We start from the raw sequence: 17,487 nt of genomic DNA, 5'->3' as shown, positions 1-17,487 counted from the left end.
TGTGAACGGCGGGAATCATAGCGGGCTACTGTGGGCATGTCAAAGGGGGATTGCACATTCTGCGATTGTTTGCTTGCAGAATGTGCAATCCGTTGAGTTTTGGCAGATTTACCCCTTGTTCACCTGCCGGAACTGCAGCTGATAGTGGTAATGGCCGGGGGGCAGCAGGTCATCCGGATGGACGCTTGGGCTCCATGAGTCGTCGCCGCCAACGCCCATGTGGTAACCATCCACATGCAGCCATACGCCGTCTTCCTCCTGCAGCAGGTGCTGGTGGCTGCAGGCCATGAGTTGGCGCAGGCTGTAGCGGCTAAGCGAAAAGTGGAAACGCCCGCTGATTTGCCAGGTGCCATACTGCAGGCGCCGGGTATCGCAACGCAGCCCGTTTTCACCGGGGAAGATATAAGGCGTATGCAACTGCGCTAACGGCAGCCGCCACAGGCCAAACTGCGCCGCCAGCTTACGGTCGGGGTAGTTTTCGTGTGGGCCCAGCCCCAGCCACTGCACCTGTAGCTGCACCTGCGCGAGTTGGGCGCACAGGCCGATCCTCGCCAGCGGCGGCAGGCAGGTGGCGCATTCAACATCAACGCTGACCGTTACCGTACCGTGGCTATCGAACAGCCACTGCTTCCGGCTTTGTAGCAGCGTTTGCCCGGTAACGCTGAAAGTATGCTCGCTGACCACGCGCACGCCATCGGCCAGCGTGTCCGCCTGCAAATGGGTACAGCAGGTTTCCAGTTGATACAGGCCGGCCTGCTTCCAACGTTCAACCCAGGCGTTGGGATCGATACGCTCCACTTCGCTGATGCCGATATCGTTATCCAGCGGCGCGCGGATAAAGCAGTCATGCAGCGGCGTCTGCAACAGTGGTTGATCATCCTGCCACCACTGTGCCAACTGGCCGCTGGCGCGCTCAAACTGCCAGCGTTGATTGCCGTAGGCTATGGCGATCTCGTGGTCGTTCTGCAGCCATTGCGGCACCTCGCCGACGGGTTCGGCTGGCGTGGTCAGCAGCGGGCGCGGCAACGGCCATTGATCCCAGGCACAGCGGTGATTGGCTTCCGCCCACATTGTGGCGTGCGGCTGCACCACTTCAACCTTCAGCCATAGCTCGCCAGGGCGTGGGATAACGGGCATGCGCTCCAGCAGAATAAATGTGGCGCTGCCTCGTGGGGGCAGGCTGAGTTCGATAACGCCGCTGGCGCGCTGTTCGCCGTCAAGCTCAATACACCACCTCAACTGCTCGTTGTCGGTAGTGCGGAACAGGTATTCGCTGGTGACGCTAAGCGCCAACCGTTGGGGATCAAGCGTGAACTGGAAAAACTGCTGGGCGCGCTGCGCTTCGAACAGCGCCGGGTGCGGCGTGCGATCGGGGAACACCAGCCCGTTAAGGCAAAACTGGCGATCGTTAGGTTTATCGCCAAAGTCGCCGCCATAGGCCCAATAAGCATTGCCGTTTTCATCATGGCGCGTCAGCGCCTGGTCAACCCAGTCCCAAACAAAGCCGCCCTGCAAGCGTGGATATTTGCGAAAGGCCTGCCAATAACGGGCAAAACCGCCCAGGCTATTGCCCATGGCATGGGCGTATTCGCACAGGATTAACGGGCGGTTTTCTCCCGGCAGGCCGATCCACTTACTAAGCGACCACTTGGGCACGGCAGGGAAGGGCTGATCCTGATCGACGCGGGCATACATCGGGCACACAATATCCGTGGCGGTGCTATTGGCGCCGCCGCCTTCATATTGCACCGGGCGGCTCGGATCCTGGCTTTTCACCCATTGATAGAGCGCATCATGGTTTGCGCCATGGCCGGATTCGTTACCCAATGACCAAATGATGATGCAAGGATGGTTGCGATCGCGCTGCACCATGCGCGTCACGCGTTCGCTCATTGCCGGCAGCCACTGCGGATCGTCCGCCAGGCGGCCCATCGGCTGCATGCCGTGGGTTTCAATGTTGGCTTCGTCCACCACGTACAGCCCATAGCGATCGCACAGCTTGTACCACAACGGGTGATTCGGGTAGTGCGAGCAGCGCACGGCGTTAAAATTGTGCTGCTTCATCAGCAGAATATCGTGGCGCATGGTGGCTTCATCCATCACCTGGCCATGTTCCGCGTGGTGCTCATGGCGATTGACGCCACGGATCAACAGCGGCTGGCCGTTTAGCGTCAACAGGCCGTTGCGGATTGCGATCTGGCGGAACCCCACGTCGTAGGCTTCCGCTTCCACCACCTGCCCGTCAGCACTTAGCAGGGCAACCACCGCACGGTACAGATGTGGCGTTTCGGCGCTCCACAGCAAGGGGGCGTCTACCGCCAGGCGCAGCGTGGCGCGGTCGTGATAGGCCCCGCGTTCATCAATCACCTCGCTGCCGAAGGGCTGCGTCAATGCCGCTAGCTGCGTATCATCGCGCCATAGCTGCACCTGCACCTGGTGGCCAGCCGGCTGCTGCGCCTGCACCTCGACAACCAGCTCCGCGCGCTGGAAACCGTCATACAGCGGTGTACTGATGCGAATATCACTCAGGTGGCAAGCGGGCTTATGCAGCAGGCTGACATCGCGGAAAATACCGCTCATGCGCCACATGTCCTGATCTTCCAGATAGCTGCCGTCGCACCAGCGCAGCACCATCACCGCCAGGCGGTTCTCGCCAGCGTGCAGGTAAGGGGTGAGATCGAACTCCGCCGGCAGGCGGCTGTCCTGTGAATAGCCGGCCCAGTGGCCGTTGCACCAGAGGTAAAACGCCGAATTCACGCCGTCGAAGATAATGCGCGTTTGCCCGGCGGCCAGCCAGGCTTCGTCGACGGTGAAGGTACGGGAATAGCAGCCGGTCGGGTTATCCTGCGGCACCCACGGCGGGTTAAGCGGGATCGGATATTTTACGTTGGTATAAATGGGCGCATCGAAGCCGGCGAGCTGCCAGTTGCCGGGAACGGCAATCGAATCGGCGCCGGCCAGATCCTGCTGCAACCAGCTTTCCGGCACCGCTTGCGGGCGGGGAAAGTAGCTAAAACGCCAGTTGCCGTTTAACAGGCGCCGGCTTGGGCTGGCAGCGTCGTGGCGGGCTGCGTCCGGATCGCGCCAACTGGCAAACGGGGGATGCGCCGCCAGGCGGCGGTAAGACGTGCAGGCCGGGTTTTGCCAGTCCTGGCGGGCGAGGATTTGCATCAGGGGCGAAGAGTCACACTGCATGGGAGCCTCATTAACGGTGCCATTGGCGCATAATTTGCGCCAGCATCGCTTCAGCCCTGATGTTTGTAAAGGTGGGTTGCACAGGAAAATGAACGCGATCACAGACTGATATTCCCAGTTGGGATCGCCAGCCCAAATAGAGCGCTGGCTGCTATTCCACGCCGGCTTCCCGCAACCAGGGCGGGTGGCGCAGCAAGGGCGTTACTCCTTGGCGGGGGCGTGATAAATACGCTGCGGGCGGCCGACTTTGCCGTAGATGATCTCGGCACTGAGCAGGTGGTTGCTGGCGCAAAACTCCAGATAGCGCCGGGCGGTGGTGCGGCTGATGCCGGTTTCCCGCGCCACGCTTTCTGCGGTGTGGCGGGTGGTCGGATCGGCGAACAGTTCACGCACTTTGATCAGCGTCAGTTCATCAATGCCGACCGGCAGCGCCAGTTGTTGCTCATGGCGGGCATAGGTGTTGAACATTTCATCAATCTGGCGCTGGTTAAAACGTTCTTTGTCTTTCAGCGCCAGGTGGCGCTGGCTGAAACGCTGTAGCGTCTGCGTTAGGCGATCGTAAGCCAGGGGCTTGATCAGGTAATCAAACACGCCGTAGCGCAGCGCTTCGGCCACGGTATCCATATCGCTGGCCGCGGTAATAAAAACGATGCCGCCGCCATAGCCGCTGAGCGCTAATTCGCGCAACAGTTCAATGCCCTGGCCATCGGGGAGGAAGTTATCCAGCAGGATCAGATCCGGCTTGAAGCGTGCGGTCATGGCGCGTGCCTGCGCCAAGTTGCCCGCCAGCCACACTTGCCGGCAGCCGCCGTTTTGCTTGATGAATTCCGCGTGCATCTCCGCCAACGGCGTTTCATCTTCCACGATCAAAATATTAAGCCATTCCATCATCCCTCCTGCAATGTGCTCATGCTAACCAAATGTACATCCAATTGTTAATGAATTGAATGATATCACGATAATAAACTCGATAAAAATAATTAAGTAAATAAAAACCATTAAATAACTTATTGACGTCGGTGGGTTTGTGAAATAGGTCAATAATCGTCTTCGTTTTTTGTCTATTCTGGTGCAACTCAATACACCGCCTGGCGATGTGCGTATTTTAATCTATCCTTTTCAAACTGTTATGTTGTGTTTTTATGTTGTTTGCTCTGGGTTGGTGTATTTTAAATGTTATCTTTTAGTTACTCAGAGAGTGAACCATGTTGGGCGATACCGTATTTAATCGGGTAAAACGTTCGGACCATAAGGCTATTTCAGAGATAAAAGCGTTCCTGCGTAATAATGACCTGAATATAGATACCACGGTCGAAATATTTATTACCGTGACGCAGAACGATAAATTGGTCGCCTGTGGCGGCATTGCCGACAACATTATCAAATGTGTCGCCATCAGCCCGGCGTTACGGGGCGAAGGGTTGGCGCTGACGCTGGCGACGGAGCTGGTGAATCTGGCCTATGAGCGCCATCACACCAAATTGTTTATCTACACCAAAACGCAAAACGAACATTTATTCCGGCAGTGCGGGTTTTATCCCATCGTCAGCGTGCCGGGGATTGTGGTGCTGATGGAAAACAGCCCATGCCGCCTGCGGCGCTACGCCGCCAAGTTGGCCACGCTGCGCCGCCCGGGGGGAAAAATCGGCAGCATCGTGATGAACGCCAACCCTTTCACCCGCGGCCATCAGTATTTGGTGCAGCAGGCCGCGGCCAGTTGCGATTGGTTGCATCTGTTCCTGGTGCGTGAAGACAATTCCCGCTTCCCGTATGCAGACCGGCGCGATCTGGTGCTGGAAGGGACGCGCGGTATCGCCAACCTCACGGTGCATGAAGGCTCGCAATACATTATCTCGCGCGCCACGTTTCCCTGCTATTTCATTAAGGATCAGGGCATTGCCGATGACTGCTACACCGAGATCGATCTGAAAATCTTCCGGCAGTATCTGGCGCCGGCGCTGGGTATCACCCACCGTTTTGTGGGCACCGAACCGTTTTGCGAAGTGACCGCCAAATACAACCGCGATATGCGCTACTGGCTGGAAACGCCAACGCTGCCCAGCCCACCGATCACCTTGGTGGAAATAGAACGTTTGCAACATGCGGGCGTGGCGATCTCCGCCTCCTGGGTACGCAAGCTGTTGGTCAGCGGCGATATCGATGCCATCGCGCCGCTGGTGCCGGCGGCGACTGAACATTATCTGCGGCGTTTGCTGGCACTGCGCCAAGCCAAACCCGCACCGCAAAAATTTGAATCTGCACAATCAGGTGAATGATGAAAATAATCAGAGAAGCAGTGGCCGGCACGCTGGAATCCAGTGATGTCATGGTGCGTATCGCGCCGGCAGAAGGCCAGGAACACGATCTGCTGATTGCCAGCAGCGTGGAGAAACAGTTTGGCGCCGCGATCCGCCGCACGCTGTTACAGGTGTTGCAACAGTACGGCGTGGAGCCGGTACAGGTGATCGTCGATGACAAAGGTGCGCTGGACTGCGTACTGCGCGCCCGGCTGGAAACCGCGTTGATGCGAGCCAGCGAAGCCGGCCAACTGCCATGGGAGGCGAAAAATGAAAACGCTGAATAAACAGCGCATGCGCCGCAGCATGCTGTTCGTGCCCGGCGCCAATGCCGCAATGGTCAGCAATTCCTTTATCTACCAGGCCGACTCGCTGATGTTCGATCTGGAAGACTCGGTGATCCTGCGTGAAAAAGACGCCGCCCGCCGGCTGGTTTATCACGCCTTGCAGCACCCGCTGTACCAGGAAGTGGAAACCATCGTGCGCGTGAATGCGCTGGATTCGGCCTATGGCCTGGACGATCTGCAGGCCGTGGTGCGCGGCGGGGCGGATATCGTGCGCCTGCCGAAAACCGACAGCGCCCAGGATGTGATCGACATGGAGCGGGAAATCGCCGCCATCGAAAAAGCGTGCGGCCGTCCGCTGGGCAGCACCGGCCTGTTGGCGGCGATAGAGTCCGCCGCCGGCATCACCAACGCGATTGCGATCGCCCATGCCTCGCCGCGCCTGATCGGTATTGCGCTGGGGGCGGAAGACTACGTGCGTAATCTGCGCACCGAGCGCTCGCCCGGCGGCGTGGAACTGCTGTTTGCCCGCTGCTCGCTGCTACAGGCGGCGCGCGCCGCCGGTATTCAGGCTTTCGATACCGTCTATTCCGATGCGAATAACGAAGCCGGCTTTCTGCAGGAAGCCCAGTTGATCAAACAGTTGGGCTTTGATGGCAAATCGCTGATCAACCCGCGCCAGATTGAGCTATTGCACAACCTGTATGCACCAACCGCGAAAGAAGTGGCGCATGCGCAGCGGGTGGTGGACGCCGCCGAAGCGGCCGAGAAAGAAGGGCGCGGCGTGGTATCGCTGAACGGCAAAATGGTGGATAGCCCGGTTATTGAACGTGCGCGGCTGGTGCTGGAACGCGCGGCCCTTTCCGGGGTGCGTGAAGAAACCAACCACACGGAGGAGGCCCAATGAAACAGCAACAACGCCTGGCAAACTGGAACAACAACGCCGATGTCCGGCTGTATCAGGAAGCCTCAAAGGCCAATCTACAGGCGGCGAAACCGCGCGGCATCAAACGCTGCGATTCGCTGCAGGAAGCCATCCGCCGCAGCGGCCTGCAAGACGGTATGACCATTTCCTTCCACCATGCTTTCCGCGGCGGCGATCTGACGTTGAACCAGGTGATGGCAGCGATTGCCGAGATGGGGTTCCGCAACCTGACGCTGGCATCCAGCTCGCTCAGCGATTGCCATGCGCCGTTGGTGGAACACATCCGCCACGGGGTGGTGAGCCGTATTTATACCTCCGGCCTGCGAGGCCCGCTGGCGGAAGAGATTTCGCGCGGCTTGTTGAAACAACCGGTGCAGATCCACTCCCACGGCGGCCGGGTCAACCTGATCACGTCCGGTGAGTTGAAAATAGACGTTGCCTTTCTTGGGGTGCCGAGCTGTGACGAATTCGGCAACGCCAATGGTTACAGCGGCGAGGCCTGCTGCGGCTCGCTGGGTTACGCACGCGTCGATGCCGAAAGCGCCGATAAAGTGGTGCTGCTGACCGAAGCCATCGTGCCTTACCCGCATCATCCCGCCAGCCTGATGCAGGACCAGGTGGATCTGATCGTGCAACTGGAACACGTGGGCGATGCCGACAAGATTGGGGCCGACGCCACGCGCATGACCTCTAACCCGCGCGAGCTGTTGATCGCCCGCCGCGCGGCGGAAGTGATTGCTGCTTCCGGTTACTTTACCGCCGGTTTCTCGCTGCAAACCGGCACCGGCGGCGCCTCGCTGGCGGTGACGCGCTTCCTGGAAGACAAAATGCGCGCGCGCGGCGTGCACGCGGCCTTCGCGTTGGGCGGCATTACGTCCACCATGGTGGCGCTGCATGAAAAAGGGCTGATCGGCAAGCTGCTGGATGTGCAGAGTTTCGATCGCGCCGCCGCTACCTCGCTGGCGCGCAACCCAAACCATATTGAAATCAGCGCGAATCAGTACGCCAACGTCAGTTCGAAAGGCGCCGCGGTCGATCGTCTGGATGTGGTGGTGCTCAGTGCGCTTGAAATCGACACCGGCTTCAACGTGAACGTGCTGACCGGCTCCGATGGTGTGATCCGCGGTGCCTCGGGCGGCCACTGCGACACCGCCGCCGCCGCGCGATTGGCGATTATCGTTGCACCACTGGTGCGCGGGCGTATCCCAACGCTGGTCGAAGAGGTCACCACCTGCGTGACGCCGGGCGCCAGTATCGACATTTTGGTTACCGATCACGGTATTGCCGTTAACCCGGCGCGGCCGGAGCTGGCGCAGCGCCTGCGCGATGGCGGGCTGAACGTGGTCAGTATCGAATGGCTGTACCAACGGGCGCTGTTGCTCACCGGCGAGCCGGAGCCGATTGCCTTTACCGACAACGTAGTCGCCGTGGTGCGCTACCGCGATGGCTCGGTGATCGACGTGGTGCACCAGGTGGCGGAATAGCCATGCATGCCGTCGCGCCAGAATTGGCGGCCAACCGCACCGTTTTGCTGCCGGAACTGCTTACCAGCCGTGAATGCCGGCAGGCTCGGCAGCAGGCATGGTTGGCTCGCCATCACACCACATTGTTGGTGCTGACGCTGGTCATGCCCGGGGCGATGAAAGATACCCCATTGTCGCGGCGCATATTCAATCTGGGCTGGCAGGCGTTGTTGCAGTTGTGCCGGCAGCAAGGCTGGCCATGTCCGCAGGCGGAAACCCTGGCGCTGCCCACCGGTAGTGAGGGCTACCTGGCAATCAACGCCGATGCGTTGCGGGTCAAGGATTGCGCCATGCAGTTGGAAGTGCGGCAGCCGATCGGCCGCCTGTGGGATATCGACGTGTTGACCCCAGAGGGGACGATCTTGTCGCGGGCCGATATCGGCCTGCCGGCGCGGCGCTGCCTGCTGTGCGCTCAACCGGCCAAGCTGTGCGCCCGCCAGCGCTCGCACAGTACGGATGAACTGCTGGCTGAAATGGAGAGGTTACTCAATGATGCGCTTGCAACCCGCTAGCCGGCCGCGTTACCAGCCGCCACCCGCCAACCCGTTTGCCCGCGCCGCCTTTCGGGCGCTGCTGGTTGAGGTCAACCTCACGCCCAAACCCGGGCTGGTGGACCGTGCCAACAACGGCGCACACCGTGATATGGATATTGGCCATTTCTACCGCAGCGCCAGGGCGATCGGCATCTGGTTGCCGCGTTTCATCAACCAAGGGCGCGAAGATGCCGCACTGCCGGCCACGGCGCTGCTGGCCCGCATTCGCCCGCTGGGCATGGCCTGCGAAAGCCACATGTTTCGCGCTACCGGCGGCATCAATACCCATAAAGGCAGCGTGTTTTCACTGGGGCTGCTGTGCAGCGCCTTTGGCCGTTTGCAGCAGCAACAGCGGCCCATCAGCGCCCAAACCCTGGGCGGCGAAGTGGCGGCGATGTGCCGTGGGCTGGTGGCGCGTGAACTCCAGTGCAACAACCGTGGGAAAACCGCTGGGCAACGGCTGTTTAGCGCCCACGGTATGAGCGGCGCGCGCGGTGAAGCGGAAGCGGGGTTTCCGCTGGTGATTAACGGCGCGTTGCCGCTTTTTCATCAACGGCTCCGCAGCGGCTGCGGCGAGCAGATCGCGCTGTTGGACAGCCTGCTGTGGCTGATGGCGCATAACGGCGATACCAACGTCGCCGCCCGCGGTGGGGTAGAGGCGCTGCTTTGGCTGCAAGATCACGCCGCTGATTTGCTGGCGCAGGGGGGCGCCGGCGCGGAGCACGGGATAGAACGGCTTCGGCAGTTTGATGCGGCCTGCATCGCGCGCAACCTCAGCCCCGGCGGCAGCGCCGATCTACTGATAATGACCTGGCTGCTGGCGCAACTCCCGCGATTGGAAGCAAAAGAATAATAACGTAGTTTTTAGGAGAGTACCCATGTCTGAAGTTCAAGAAAAGATCTGGAAAGCGATTGCGCCGCTTGCGGTGCTCGCCATCCTGTTATTGATCCCTGTGCCCGACGGGATGCCGCCGCAAGCCTGGCATTATTTCGCTATTTTCGTCGCCATGATTGTCGGCATGATCCTGGAGCCGATCCCGGCGACGGCGATCAGCTTTATCGCCGTCACCGTCAGCGTGCTCAGCGCTGATTGGGTCTTGTTCGGCGCCAATGAATTGGCCAACCCCAGTTTTAACGCCGGCAAAGAAGCGCTCAAATGGGGGCTGGCCGGTTTTTCCAGCACCACCGTTTGGTTGGTGTTCGGGGCGTTCATCTTCGCGCTGGGCTACGAGGCCACCGGGCTGGGGCGGCGGATTGCGCTGTTTCTGGTGAAGTTTATGGGCAAGCGCACCCTGACGCTCGGCTATGCCGTGGTGATTATCGATATCCTGCTGGCGCCGTTTACCCCGTCTAACACCGCACGCACCGGCGGCACCGTGTTCCCGGTGGTGAAAAACCTGCCGCCGCTGTTCGATTCCTTCCCGAACGATCCTTCCGCCCGCCGTATCGGCAGCTACCTGATGTGGATGATGATCGTGGGCACCAGCATCAGTTCCTCAATGTTTGTTACCGGTGCTGCGCCCAACGTGTTGGGCATCGAGTTTGTCAGCAAGATAGCCGGCATTCATATCAGTTGGATGCAATGGTTCCTGGCCTTTCTGCCGGTGGGCCTGTTGCTGTTGATTGTCGCGCCGCTGCTCTCTTATTACCTGTACAAACCAGGCGTCACACACAGCAGCGAAGTGGCCGCCTGGGCCAAGGTGGCGTTGAGTGAAATGGGCGCCTTAAGCACCAAAGAACGCACCTTGATCGGCCTGGTGCTGCTTAGCCTGTGCCTGTGGGTGTTTGGCGGCTCGGTGCTGGATGCCACCACCGTCTGCCTGTTGGCGGTGTCGTTAATGTTGGCGCTGCACGTGGTTTCCTGGAAGGACATCACCAAATACTCCAGCGCCTGGAATACCCTGGTGAACCTGGCAACGCTGGTGGTGATGGCCAACGGCCTGACGCGTTCTGGCTTTATCGACTGGTTCGCCGGCACCATGAGCACGCACCTGGATGGCTTTTCACCCAAAATGACCGTGGCGGCGTTGGTGCTGGTGTTTTACTTCGCGCACTACCTGTTCGCCAGCCTGTCGGCACACACCGCCACCTTGCTGCCGGTGATCCTGGCCGTGGGGAAAGGGTTGCCCGGCGTGCCGATGGAACAGCTTGCCATTCTGTTGGTGCTGTCGATCGGCATCATGGGCGTGCTCACGCCGTATGCCACCGGCCCGGGGGTGATCATCTATGGCTGCGGCTACGTGAAGTCGAAAGACTATTGGCGCCTGGGCGGTATTCTCGGCGTGGTCTATATCGCGGCGTTGCTGCTGGTGGGCTGGCCGATTATCAGCCTGTGGTATTAATCCTGATTCAGCGGCCCGGTTCCGGGCCGTTTCTCATTCCGATAAAGTGAACCCTGTCACTTTTCCTTCGTGATTTCTTGCCATAGTAGGCTATTCCCCAAAGCGATATGCGTTAACCTGTGATGTCACCCGATTCAAGGAGATAAGGGTATGAGAGCGAAAGTTTTATCGTTGTGTTTGCCGTTACTGTTCAGCGGCACGGTGCTGGCGGTCCCCAATGGCTACCAGTTGCAGCAGGTGCTGGTCGTGAGCCGGCACAACCTGCGGGCACCGTTGGCCAATAACGGCAGCGTGCTGGCGCAGGCCACGCCGCTCGCCTGGCCGCAATGGGAAACGCCGGGCGGCTTTCTGACCACCAAAGGCGGGGTGTTGGAAGTGTATATGGGGCACTACTTCAACGCCTGGCTGCAGCAGGCCGGCTTGCTGCCCCAGCAGGGGTGCCCGGATAAGGGCAGCGTTTATGTCTATGCCAACAGCCTGCAACGCACGGTTGCCACCGCGCAGTTTTTCACTAACGGCGCCTTCCCCGGTTGTGACGTGGCCGTTCATCACCGCGAACCGTTGGGGGAGATGGATCCGGCCTTCAACCCGATCATCACCGATAGCAGCCCTGAATTTAATCGCCAGGCGCTGGCTGCCATGCATGCCCGGCTGGCGGCGTTGCAGCTCACCCCGGCTTACCAACAGTTGGCCGAACTGATCCACTACCGTGATTCCGCCGCCTGCAAAACGGATAAACAATGCGATCTGGCGAAAGGCGATAACGTGATGAGCGCAGTGCCGGGCAAAGAGCCGGGCGTCGCCGGGCCGTTGCGGGTGGGTAACTCGCTGGTGGATGCCTTTATGCTGCAGTATTACCAAGGGCTTCCGTTACAGGATGTGGCCTGGGGCAAGATCACCACGCCGCAGCAGTGGCAGCAGTTAACCCAGTTGAAGGAAGGCTATCAGGACGTGCTCTTCACGCCGGCGGTGGTGGCGCAAAACGTGGCTAAGCCGCTACTGCGCTACATCAATAAAGCGCTGGTGGAGCCTGGCGCAGCCAGCGCCAAACTGACCGTATTGGTCGGCCATGATTCCAACATCGCTTCGCTGCTGTCGGCGTTGAAGTTCAAACCTTACCAATTGCCGCAGCAGTACGAGAAAACCCCGATCGGCGGCAAAGTGGTATTCCAGCGCTGGCATGACGCTGAAAAAGGGCAGGACTGGCTGAAGGTGGAATACGTTTACCCCTCCACCGAGCAGTTGCGCAATACGGATGTGCTGACGCTGGCCAACCCGCCACAGCGCGTTACGCTGGCGATTGAAGGCTGCCCGGCGGATCAAAACGGTTTTTGCCCGTGGCAAGATTTTGAAAAATTGATGCGTGAACGGCTGTAATCAGCCTGCGGCCAGGGAAGGCCGCGTTGGCTGAACATTTCCGCGCTGGCGGCAAGGCCGGCCAATCCTATACACTTTCCTGATTGCCAACCCATATTGGACGTTACGTGCTCTCTGAATTTCTGACACCTATTGAATGGCTTGCCATTGGCGGCTACCCGGGGCGCATCGGCCGCTGCCGTTTTGAGCTTCACCGTTATCAGGATGCCTTGTTTAGCGCTGCGGCGATCCCGTTTCCCGAACATCTCACCCCGACGGTGCCAAAGCGCCGCGCCGAATTTCTGGCCGGGCGCCACCTGGCGCGCCAGGTGCTGGCGGCGCTGGGGCATGATGGGGTCATTGTGGCGCGCGGCGACGATCGGGCGCCGATCTGGCCGCCGGGCGTCGCCGGGGCGTTGAGCCACAATAGCGATACCGCGTTGTGCGCCGCGCATCACGAGCCGGGGTTAGGCGGCGTGGGGCTGGATGTGGAAACGCTGCTGGCGCCCGAACGGGCCGAAGCGCTGTGGGAAGGCATCGTTGGGGGCGCGGAGTATGCCTGGCTTTGTGAGCAGCCCATGGCCTTCAATGCGTTGCTGACGCTGGTATTTTCCGCCAAGGAAAGTCTGTTCAAAGCGCTGTACCCGCAGGTGCGCCGCTATTTTGATTTCCACGCCGCCCGGCTGGTGGCGCTCGATTGCGCCGGGCAGCGCTTTGAACTTGAGCTGTTGGAGACGCTGACCGCGCACTGCCTTGCCGGGCGGCGCTTCACCGGGCACTTTTTTATTGATGGTGACAACGTAACTACATTTATTTACTTATAAATCAATAAATAATACGGTTGTTTGGTCATGACTGGACAAACCGTGAACGATGGCTACAATAACTACTGTTTAAATAAACAGGTATTGATGATGACCATCGATCTTTTTGAAGATGCCTTGCCGCCGCCGTGGCGCGAAGAGATTGCCCCCGGCGCCGTGGTGCTGCACGGCTTCGTGCGTGAACACGGCCCCGAGCTGCTGGCGGCGGTGCACAGCGTGGTGGCGAAGGTGCCGTGGCGCCATATGACCACGCCGGGCGGCTATACCATGTCGGTGGCGATGAGCTGGTGCGGCAACGGCTGGAGCAGCGACAGCCGCGGCTACCGCTATTCAGAACGTGATTCCCGTAGCGGCAAACAGTGGCCGCCGATCCCGGCCATCCTGATGGCGCTGGCGGATGAAGCCGCATTGCAGGCCGGGTTTGGTCATTACGTGCCGGATTCCTGCCTGATGAACCGCTACGATCCGGGCAGCAAATTGTCGCTGCATCAGGATAAGGACGAGCGCGATTTCAACGCGCCGATTGTTTCTGTGTCGCTCGGGTTGCCAGCGGTGTTTTTATTCGGCGGCTTGCAGCGCAGCGACAGGGCGCAACGTATCCCGTTGGCGCACGGCGACGTGGTGGTGTGGGGCGGGCCTTCGCGGCTGAACTTTCACGGCATTCAGCCGATCAAGGAAGGCTACCATTCCCTGGTGGGACCGCACCGCATCAACATTACGTTGCGCAAGGCGCTTTGAGCCGGGGCTCTTATATCAGCGCGGTAAAAATGAAGCAGGGCCAACGGGTGGTGCACTATGGCTTGGCGTAGCGGCACGGCATTCGCTACAACTGCCACACGGCCTCACGCACGTTAATCGCCCTCGGCAGCAGGCCGAGCGCATAGAAACGATCAGCGATGACCTGCTGTTCACGGATCACTTGCCAATCCATCCCCCGGGTTTCATGGTTGCGGCGCGCCAGCGCTTGCGCCAGTGACGCCGGTGGCAATCCCAATTCGCTGGAGAGATAACGCGCCGCCTCTTCGGGCTGCGCGGCGATGTATCGCCCGGTGCTTTGCAGCGCTTCGATAATCTGCCGCAGCAGATCGCCGCTGTGCTGTGCAAAGTCGCGCCGCGCCAGATAAAACTGTTGGTTCAGCACGCGCTGGCTGCCGTCGGCGATCACGCGCATGGTGCCGGAGCGCTGGGCATCGCTGAGCAGCGGATCCCACATCATCCAGGCATCAACCGCCAGATGATCGGTGGCGGCCAGCGGATATTTGGGCGGCGCATAGACAATGCGCACATCACTGCTGCTTAGCCCATGCTCATCAAGTATTTGCAGCAGCAGGTAGTGGACGTTCGATCCTTTGTTTACCGCAATACGTTTGCCGCGCAGATCGGCCGCGCTGTGGATCGGGCTGTCGTTGGTCACCACCATCGCCACGCTTTGCGGCGCCGGTGGTTCATAGGCCACATACACCATGGTGTTGCTCTGCGCCTGGGCAAACAGCGGCGGCACCTCGCCGGTGGTGCCAAAATCAATTTCATCGTTGTTCAACGCATGCAGCAACTGCGGCCCGGCGGGGAACTCGCTCCACAAAATGCTGATTTGCTGATTGGCGAACTGTTGCTCCAGGCTTTGCCGCGCCTTGAGGATGCCCAGATTGCCGAATTTCTGGTAGCCAATGCGGATCTCCCGTTCCAGCGTCGTAGCCTGTGCGCCCGGCAGCCGGCTGATGGCCTGCGCTTCACGCCGCCGGCCCTTAATCAGCCCCTGATGCGCCAAATGGGTGCGCAGCGTGTTGCGGCTAATGCCGAGCAGGGCGGCCGCCTGCATCTGGTTACCGGCGCTGGCTTCAAAGGCGCTGCGCACCAACGAATCGATAACCCGCTGGTACAGCTGCGGCGTGTTGGCCTGTAACTGCTGGCGCAAAAAGGTTTCCAGCGCGTCATCGCCAAAGGCGCCGCCTTCCTGCAGGTTTTGCGTCAACCGCAGTTGCTGCGGGCGAATCAACGGCTCTTTGCTCAATAGCACCGCGTTATGCAGCGTGTTTTCCAGTTCGCGCACATTGCCGGGCCAGTGATAATCCAGCAAGGCCTGCAGCGTTTCCGGCGCCAGCTTCAACTGTGGGCGCCCCAAGCGCCGCGCATACAGCGAAAGGAAGTGGTTGGCCAACACCGGGATGTCATCCCGCCGCTGGCGCAGCGGCGGCAGTGTCACAGCCGCCACGTTGAGCCGGTAGTAGAGATCTTCGCGGAACTGGCGCTCACGGATCGCGTTGGCCAGATCGACATGGGTAGCGGCGATCACCCGAACGTCCACCTTGATCGCCTTGCGTGAGCCGACGCGGGTAATTTCCCGTTCCTGCAGCACGCGCAGCAGTTTCACCTGCAATTGCAGGCTCAATTCGCCGATCTCATCAAGCAACAGCGTGCCCCCTTCGGCCGCTTCGAACCAACCCTGGTGCGTTTGCGTGGCGCCGGTAAAGGCGCCTTTTTCGTGGCCGAACAGTTCAGCTTCCGCCAGGCTTTCGGTCAGCGCGCCGCAGTTCACCGCCAGGAAAGGTTGGTGCCGGCGCGGGCTGTTATGGTGCAGATAGCGCGCCACCACTTCTTTACCGGTGCCGGTTTCCCCGATGATCAGCACCGTGGCGTCCGTGGGCGCCAGGCGGTCCAGCACGCTCTGGAACGCGATGGAGGCCGGGTCAATCAGGATCGGGCTGTCAGAAGCGTAAGGCTGTGGATTATGCATGGGGTTACTCCGGTCTTCCCAGTGGCGTGGCAAACGCCGCTATCTTAGCGTGGCGGCGGCAGGGTGACGATAGGGCCCAGGCGCCGCTGTGTTGCATTTGCAACGTTGTGCCCACAGCAACTGTTGCATTTGCAGCAGTATTGTCTAACGCGGATTTATCTAATTAATTGATAATTAATGTATTTAACCTTTTTGCACATTGGCACGCATTCTGCTAACAGGTTTATAACCAAACGATATCTTTCTATAGATAAAAACTGATAATAGTTATATAGGAAACGCATAATGAGTGACGCCAAACAGGAAAATATCAACGTCTTCTGGTTTTTGCCCACCCATGGCGATGGCCGCTATCTGGGCACCGCGAAAGGGGGCCGGCCGGTTGATTTGGCTTATCTGCAACAGGTGGCGCTGGCCGCCGACAACCTGGGCTATTACGGTGTGCTAATCCCTACCGGCAAAAGCTGTGAGGACTCCTGGTTGGTGGCGGCAGCGCTGGCGCCGTTGACCCGGCGCCTGCGTTTTCTGGTGGCGGTGCGCCCAGGCTTGCAGCCGCCAAGCCTGGCTGCGCGCATGGCGGCCACGCTGGATCGCCTGTCGGAAGGGCGCTTGCTGATCAATGTGGTCACCGGCGGCGATCCGGTGGAAAACAAGGGCGACGGCATTTTCCTTAGCCATGCCGAGCGTTATGCCGTCACCCAGGAATTCCTGCAGGTGTATCAGCGCCTGTTGGCGGGTGAAAAGGTCGATTTCATCGGCGAGCATATTCATGTTGAAGGTGCCGAGGTGCTGTTCCCTCCGGTGCAGGAAAATGGGCCGCCGCTCTATTTCGGCGGCTCGTCGCCAGAGGCCATCGACATCGCGGCGCAACAGATTGACACCTATCTCACCTGGGGGGAGCCGGTGGATCTGGTGGCGGAAAAACTGGCGGTGGTGCGCCAGCGTGCCGAACAGGCCGGGCGCCGCCTGGATTACGGTATTCGCCTGCACGTGATTGTGCGTGAAACCGAAGAGGAGGCCTGGGCTGCGGCCGATCGACTGATCGCCCACCTGGATGACGACACCATCGCCGCCGCACAGAAGATTTTCTCGCGTATGGATTCCACCGGCCAACAACGCATGAGCGCGCTGCACGGCGGTTCGCGCGACGGCCTGCGCATTGGGCCAAACCTGTGGGCCGGCGTTGGGCTGGTGCGCGGCGGCGCCGGCACCGCGCTGGTTGGCAACCCACAGCAGGTGGCCGAACGCATTCGCGAATACCAAGCGCTCGGTATCACTAACTTTATCTTCTCCGGGTACCCGCATCTGGAAGAAGCCCATCGCTTTGCCGAACTGGTGATGCCGCTGTTGCCGCTGGCGCACCCGGCAGGCTACGGCGCCAATACGGTGAATACCGGCCCGTTTGGCGAAACCATCGGCGGCGATCGTCGCCCAGGCAAAGCGGCTAGCGCCAGCTAAATCCAACAGCAACCGG

General features: G+C 60.1%; 14 protein-coding genes. 11 read left to right on the top strand and 3 right to left on the bottom strand.

Features of this window, described 5'->3' with window-relative positions; translation table 11 throughout:
- Nucleotides 1–108 precede the first annotated feature (108 nt).
- Together ACN28Q_RS01590 and dpiA are read right to left on the bottom strand one after the other, a co-directional pair.
- Nucleotides 109–3,195 (bottom strand): beta-galactosidase, encoded by a 3,087-nt coding sequence (locus ACN28Q_RS01590; RefSeq protein ID WP_095844731.1) that lies wholly within the window; start codon nucleotides 3,193–3,195, stop codon nucleotides 109–111.
- Between the two features lie 201 nt (nucleotides 3,196–3,396).
- A complete protein-coding gene (gene dpiA, locus ACN28Q_RS01585) occupies nucleotides 3,397–4,083 on the bottom strand; it encodes a two-component response regulator DpiA (protein WP_095844730.1) in 687 nt (228 codons plus the stop codon).
- Between the two features lie 317 nt (nucleotides 4,084–4,400).
- Here dpiA and citC point away from each other — a divergent pair, with 317 nt between their 5' ends.
- The 10 genes from citC to alkB all read left to right on the top strand — a co-directional run bounded on the left by citC (nucleotide 4,401) and on the right by alkB (nucleotide 14,017).
- Entirely contained in the window at nucleotides 4,401–5,471 is a 1,071-nt protein-coding gene (citC, locus tag ACN28Q_RS01580; protein ID WP_095844729.1) for a [citrate (pro-3S)-lyase] ligase, read from the top strand.
- Nucleotides 5,471–5,779 (top strand): citrate lyase acyl carrier protein, encoded by a 309-nt coding sequence (citD, locus tag ACN28Q_RS01575; protein ID WP_095844728.1) that lies wholly within the window; start codon nucleotides 5,471–5,473, stop codon nucleotides 5,777–5,779. Before citC ends, citD begins: the two co-directional genes overlap by 1 nt.
- Nucleotides 5,763–6,683 (top strand): citrate (pro-3S)-lyase subunit beta, encoded by a 921-nt coding sequence (citE, locus tag ACN28Q_RS01570; protein ID WP_095844727.1) that lies wholly within the window; start codon nucleotides 5,763–5,765, stop codon nucleotides 6,681–6,683. Before citD ends, citE begins: the two co-directional genes overlap by 17 nt.
- Complete coding sequence (citF, locus tag ACN28Q_RS01565; protein ID WP_095844726.1) at nucleotides 6,680–8,185, top strand: citrate lyase subunit alpha; 1,506 nt, start codon at nucleotides 6,680–6,682, stop codon at nucleotides 8,183–8,185. Before citE ends, citF begins: the two co-directional genes overlap by 4 nt.
- Before the next feature lie 2 nt (nucleotides 8,186–8,187).
- A complete protein-coding gene (gene citX, locus ACN28Q_RS01560; protein ID WP_095844725.1) occupies nucleotides 8,188–8,736 on the top strand; it encodes a citrate lyase holo-[acyl-carrier protein] synthase in 549 nt (182 codons plus the stop codon).
- Nucleotides 8,714–9,610 carry a triphosphoribosyl-dephospho-CoA synthase CitG gene (gene citG / locus ACN28Q_RS01555; RefSeq protein WP_095844724.1) on the top strand — a complete coding sequence of 299 codons (897 nt, stop codon included), beginning with the start codon at nucleotides 8,714–8,716 and terminating at the stop codon, nucleotides 9,608–9,610. The genes citX and citG overlap by 23 nt, the downstream gene beginning before the upstream one ends.
- Before the next feature lie 25 nt (nucleotides 9,611–9,635).
- On the top strand, nucleotides 9,636–11,099 hold the full coding sequence (locus ACN28Q_RS01550) for an anion permease (protein WP_095844723.1): 1,464 nt from the start codon (nucleotides 9,636–9,638) through the stop codon (nucleotides 11,097–11,099).
- A 150-nt stretch (nucleotides 11,100–11,249) separates the two neighbouring features.
- Nucleotides 11,250–12,476 carry a bifunctional glucose-1-phosphatase/inositol phosphatase gene (gene agp, locus ACN28Q_RS01545; protein WP_095844722.1) on the top strand — a complete coding sequence of 409 codons (1,227 nt, stop codon included), beginning with the start codon at nucleotides 11,250–11,252 and terminating at the stop codon, nucleotides 12,474–12,476.
- A gap of 107 nt (nucleotides 12,477–12,583) precedes the next feature.
- Nucleotides 12,584–13,279: a 4'-phosphopantetheinyl transferase family protein gene (locus ACN28Q_RS01540; protein WP_095844721.1), complete on the top strand. Its 696-nt coding sequence runs from the start codon at nucleotides 12,584–12,586 to the stop codon at nucleotides 13,277–13,279.
- 90 nt (nucleotides 13,280–13,369) lie between these two features.
- Nucleotides 13,370–14,017 (top strand): DNA oxidative demethylase AlkB, encoded by a 648-nt coding sequence (alkB, locus tag ACN28Q_RS01535; protein WP_095848867.1) that lies wholly within the window; start codon nucleotides 13,370–13,372, stop codon nucleotides 14,015–14,017.
- 85 nt (nucleotides 14,018–14,102) lie between these two features.
- Here alkB and ACN28Q_RS01530 read toward each other — a convergent pair whose 3' ends face one another.
- Entirely contained in the window at nucleotides 14,103–16,013 is a 1,911-nt protein-coding gene (locus ACN28Q_RS01530) for an aliphatic sulfonate ABC transporter substrate-binding protein (RefSeq protein WP_095844720.1), read from the bottom strand.
- A gap of 285 nt (nucleotides 16,014–16,298) precedes the next feature.
- On the opposite strand from ACN28Q_RS01530, the gene ssuD reads away from it, so the two are divergent.
- Nucleotides 16,299–17,471: an FMNH2-dependent alkanesulfonate monooxygenase gene (gene ssuD / locus ACN28Q_RS01525; RefSeq protein ID WP_095844719.1), complete on the top strand. Its 1,173-nt coding sequence runs from the start codon at nucleotides 16,299–16,301 to the stop codon at nucleotides 17,469–17,471.
- Nucleotides 17,472–17,487: the final 16 nt, after the last annotated feature.

The organism is Gibbsiella quercinecans (genome assembly GCF_002291425.1).
Lineage (GTDB): Bacteria > Pseudomonadota > Gammaproteobacteria > Enterobacterales > Enterobacteriaceae > Gibbsiella > Gibbsiella quercinecans.
The sequence above is the reverse complement of the archived record's forward strand: the minus strand, read 5'-3'. Positions and strand labels throughout refer to the sequence as shown.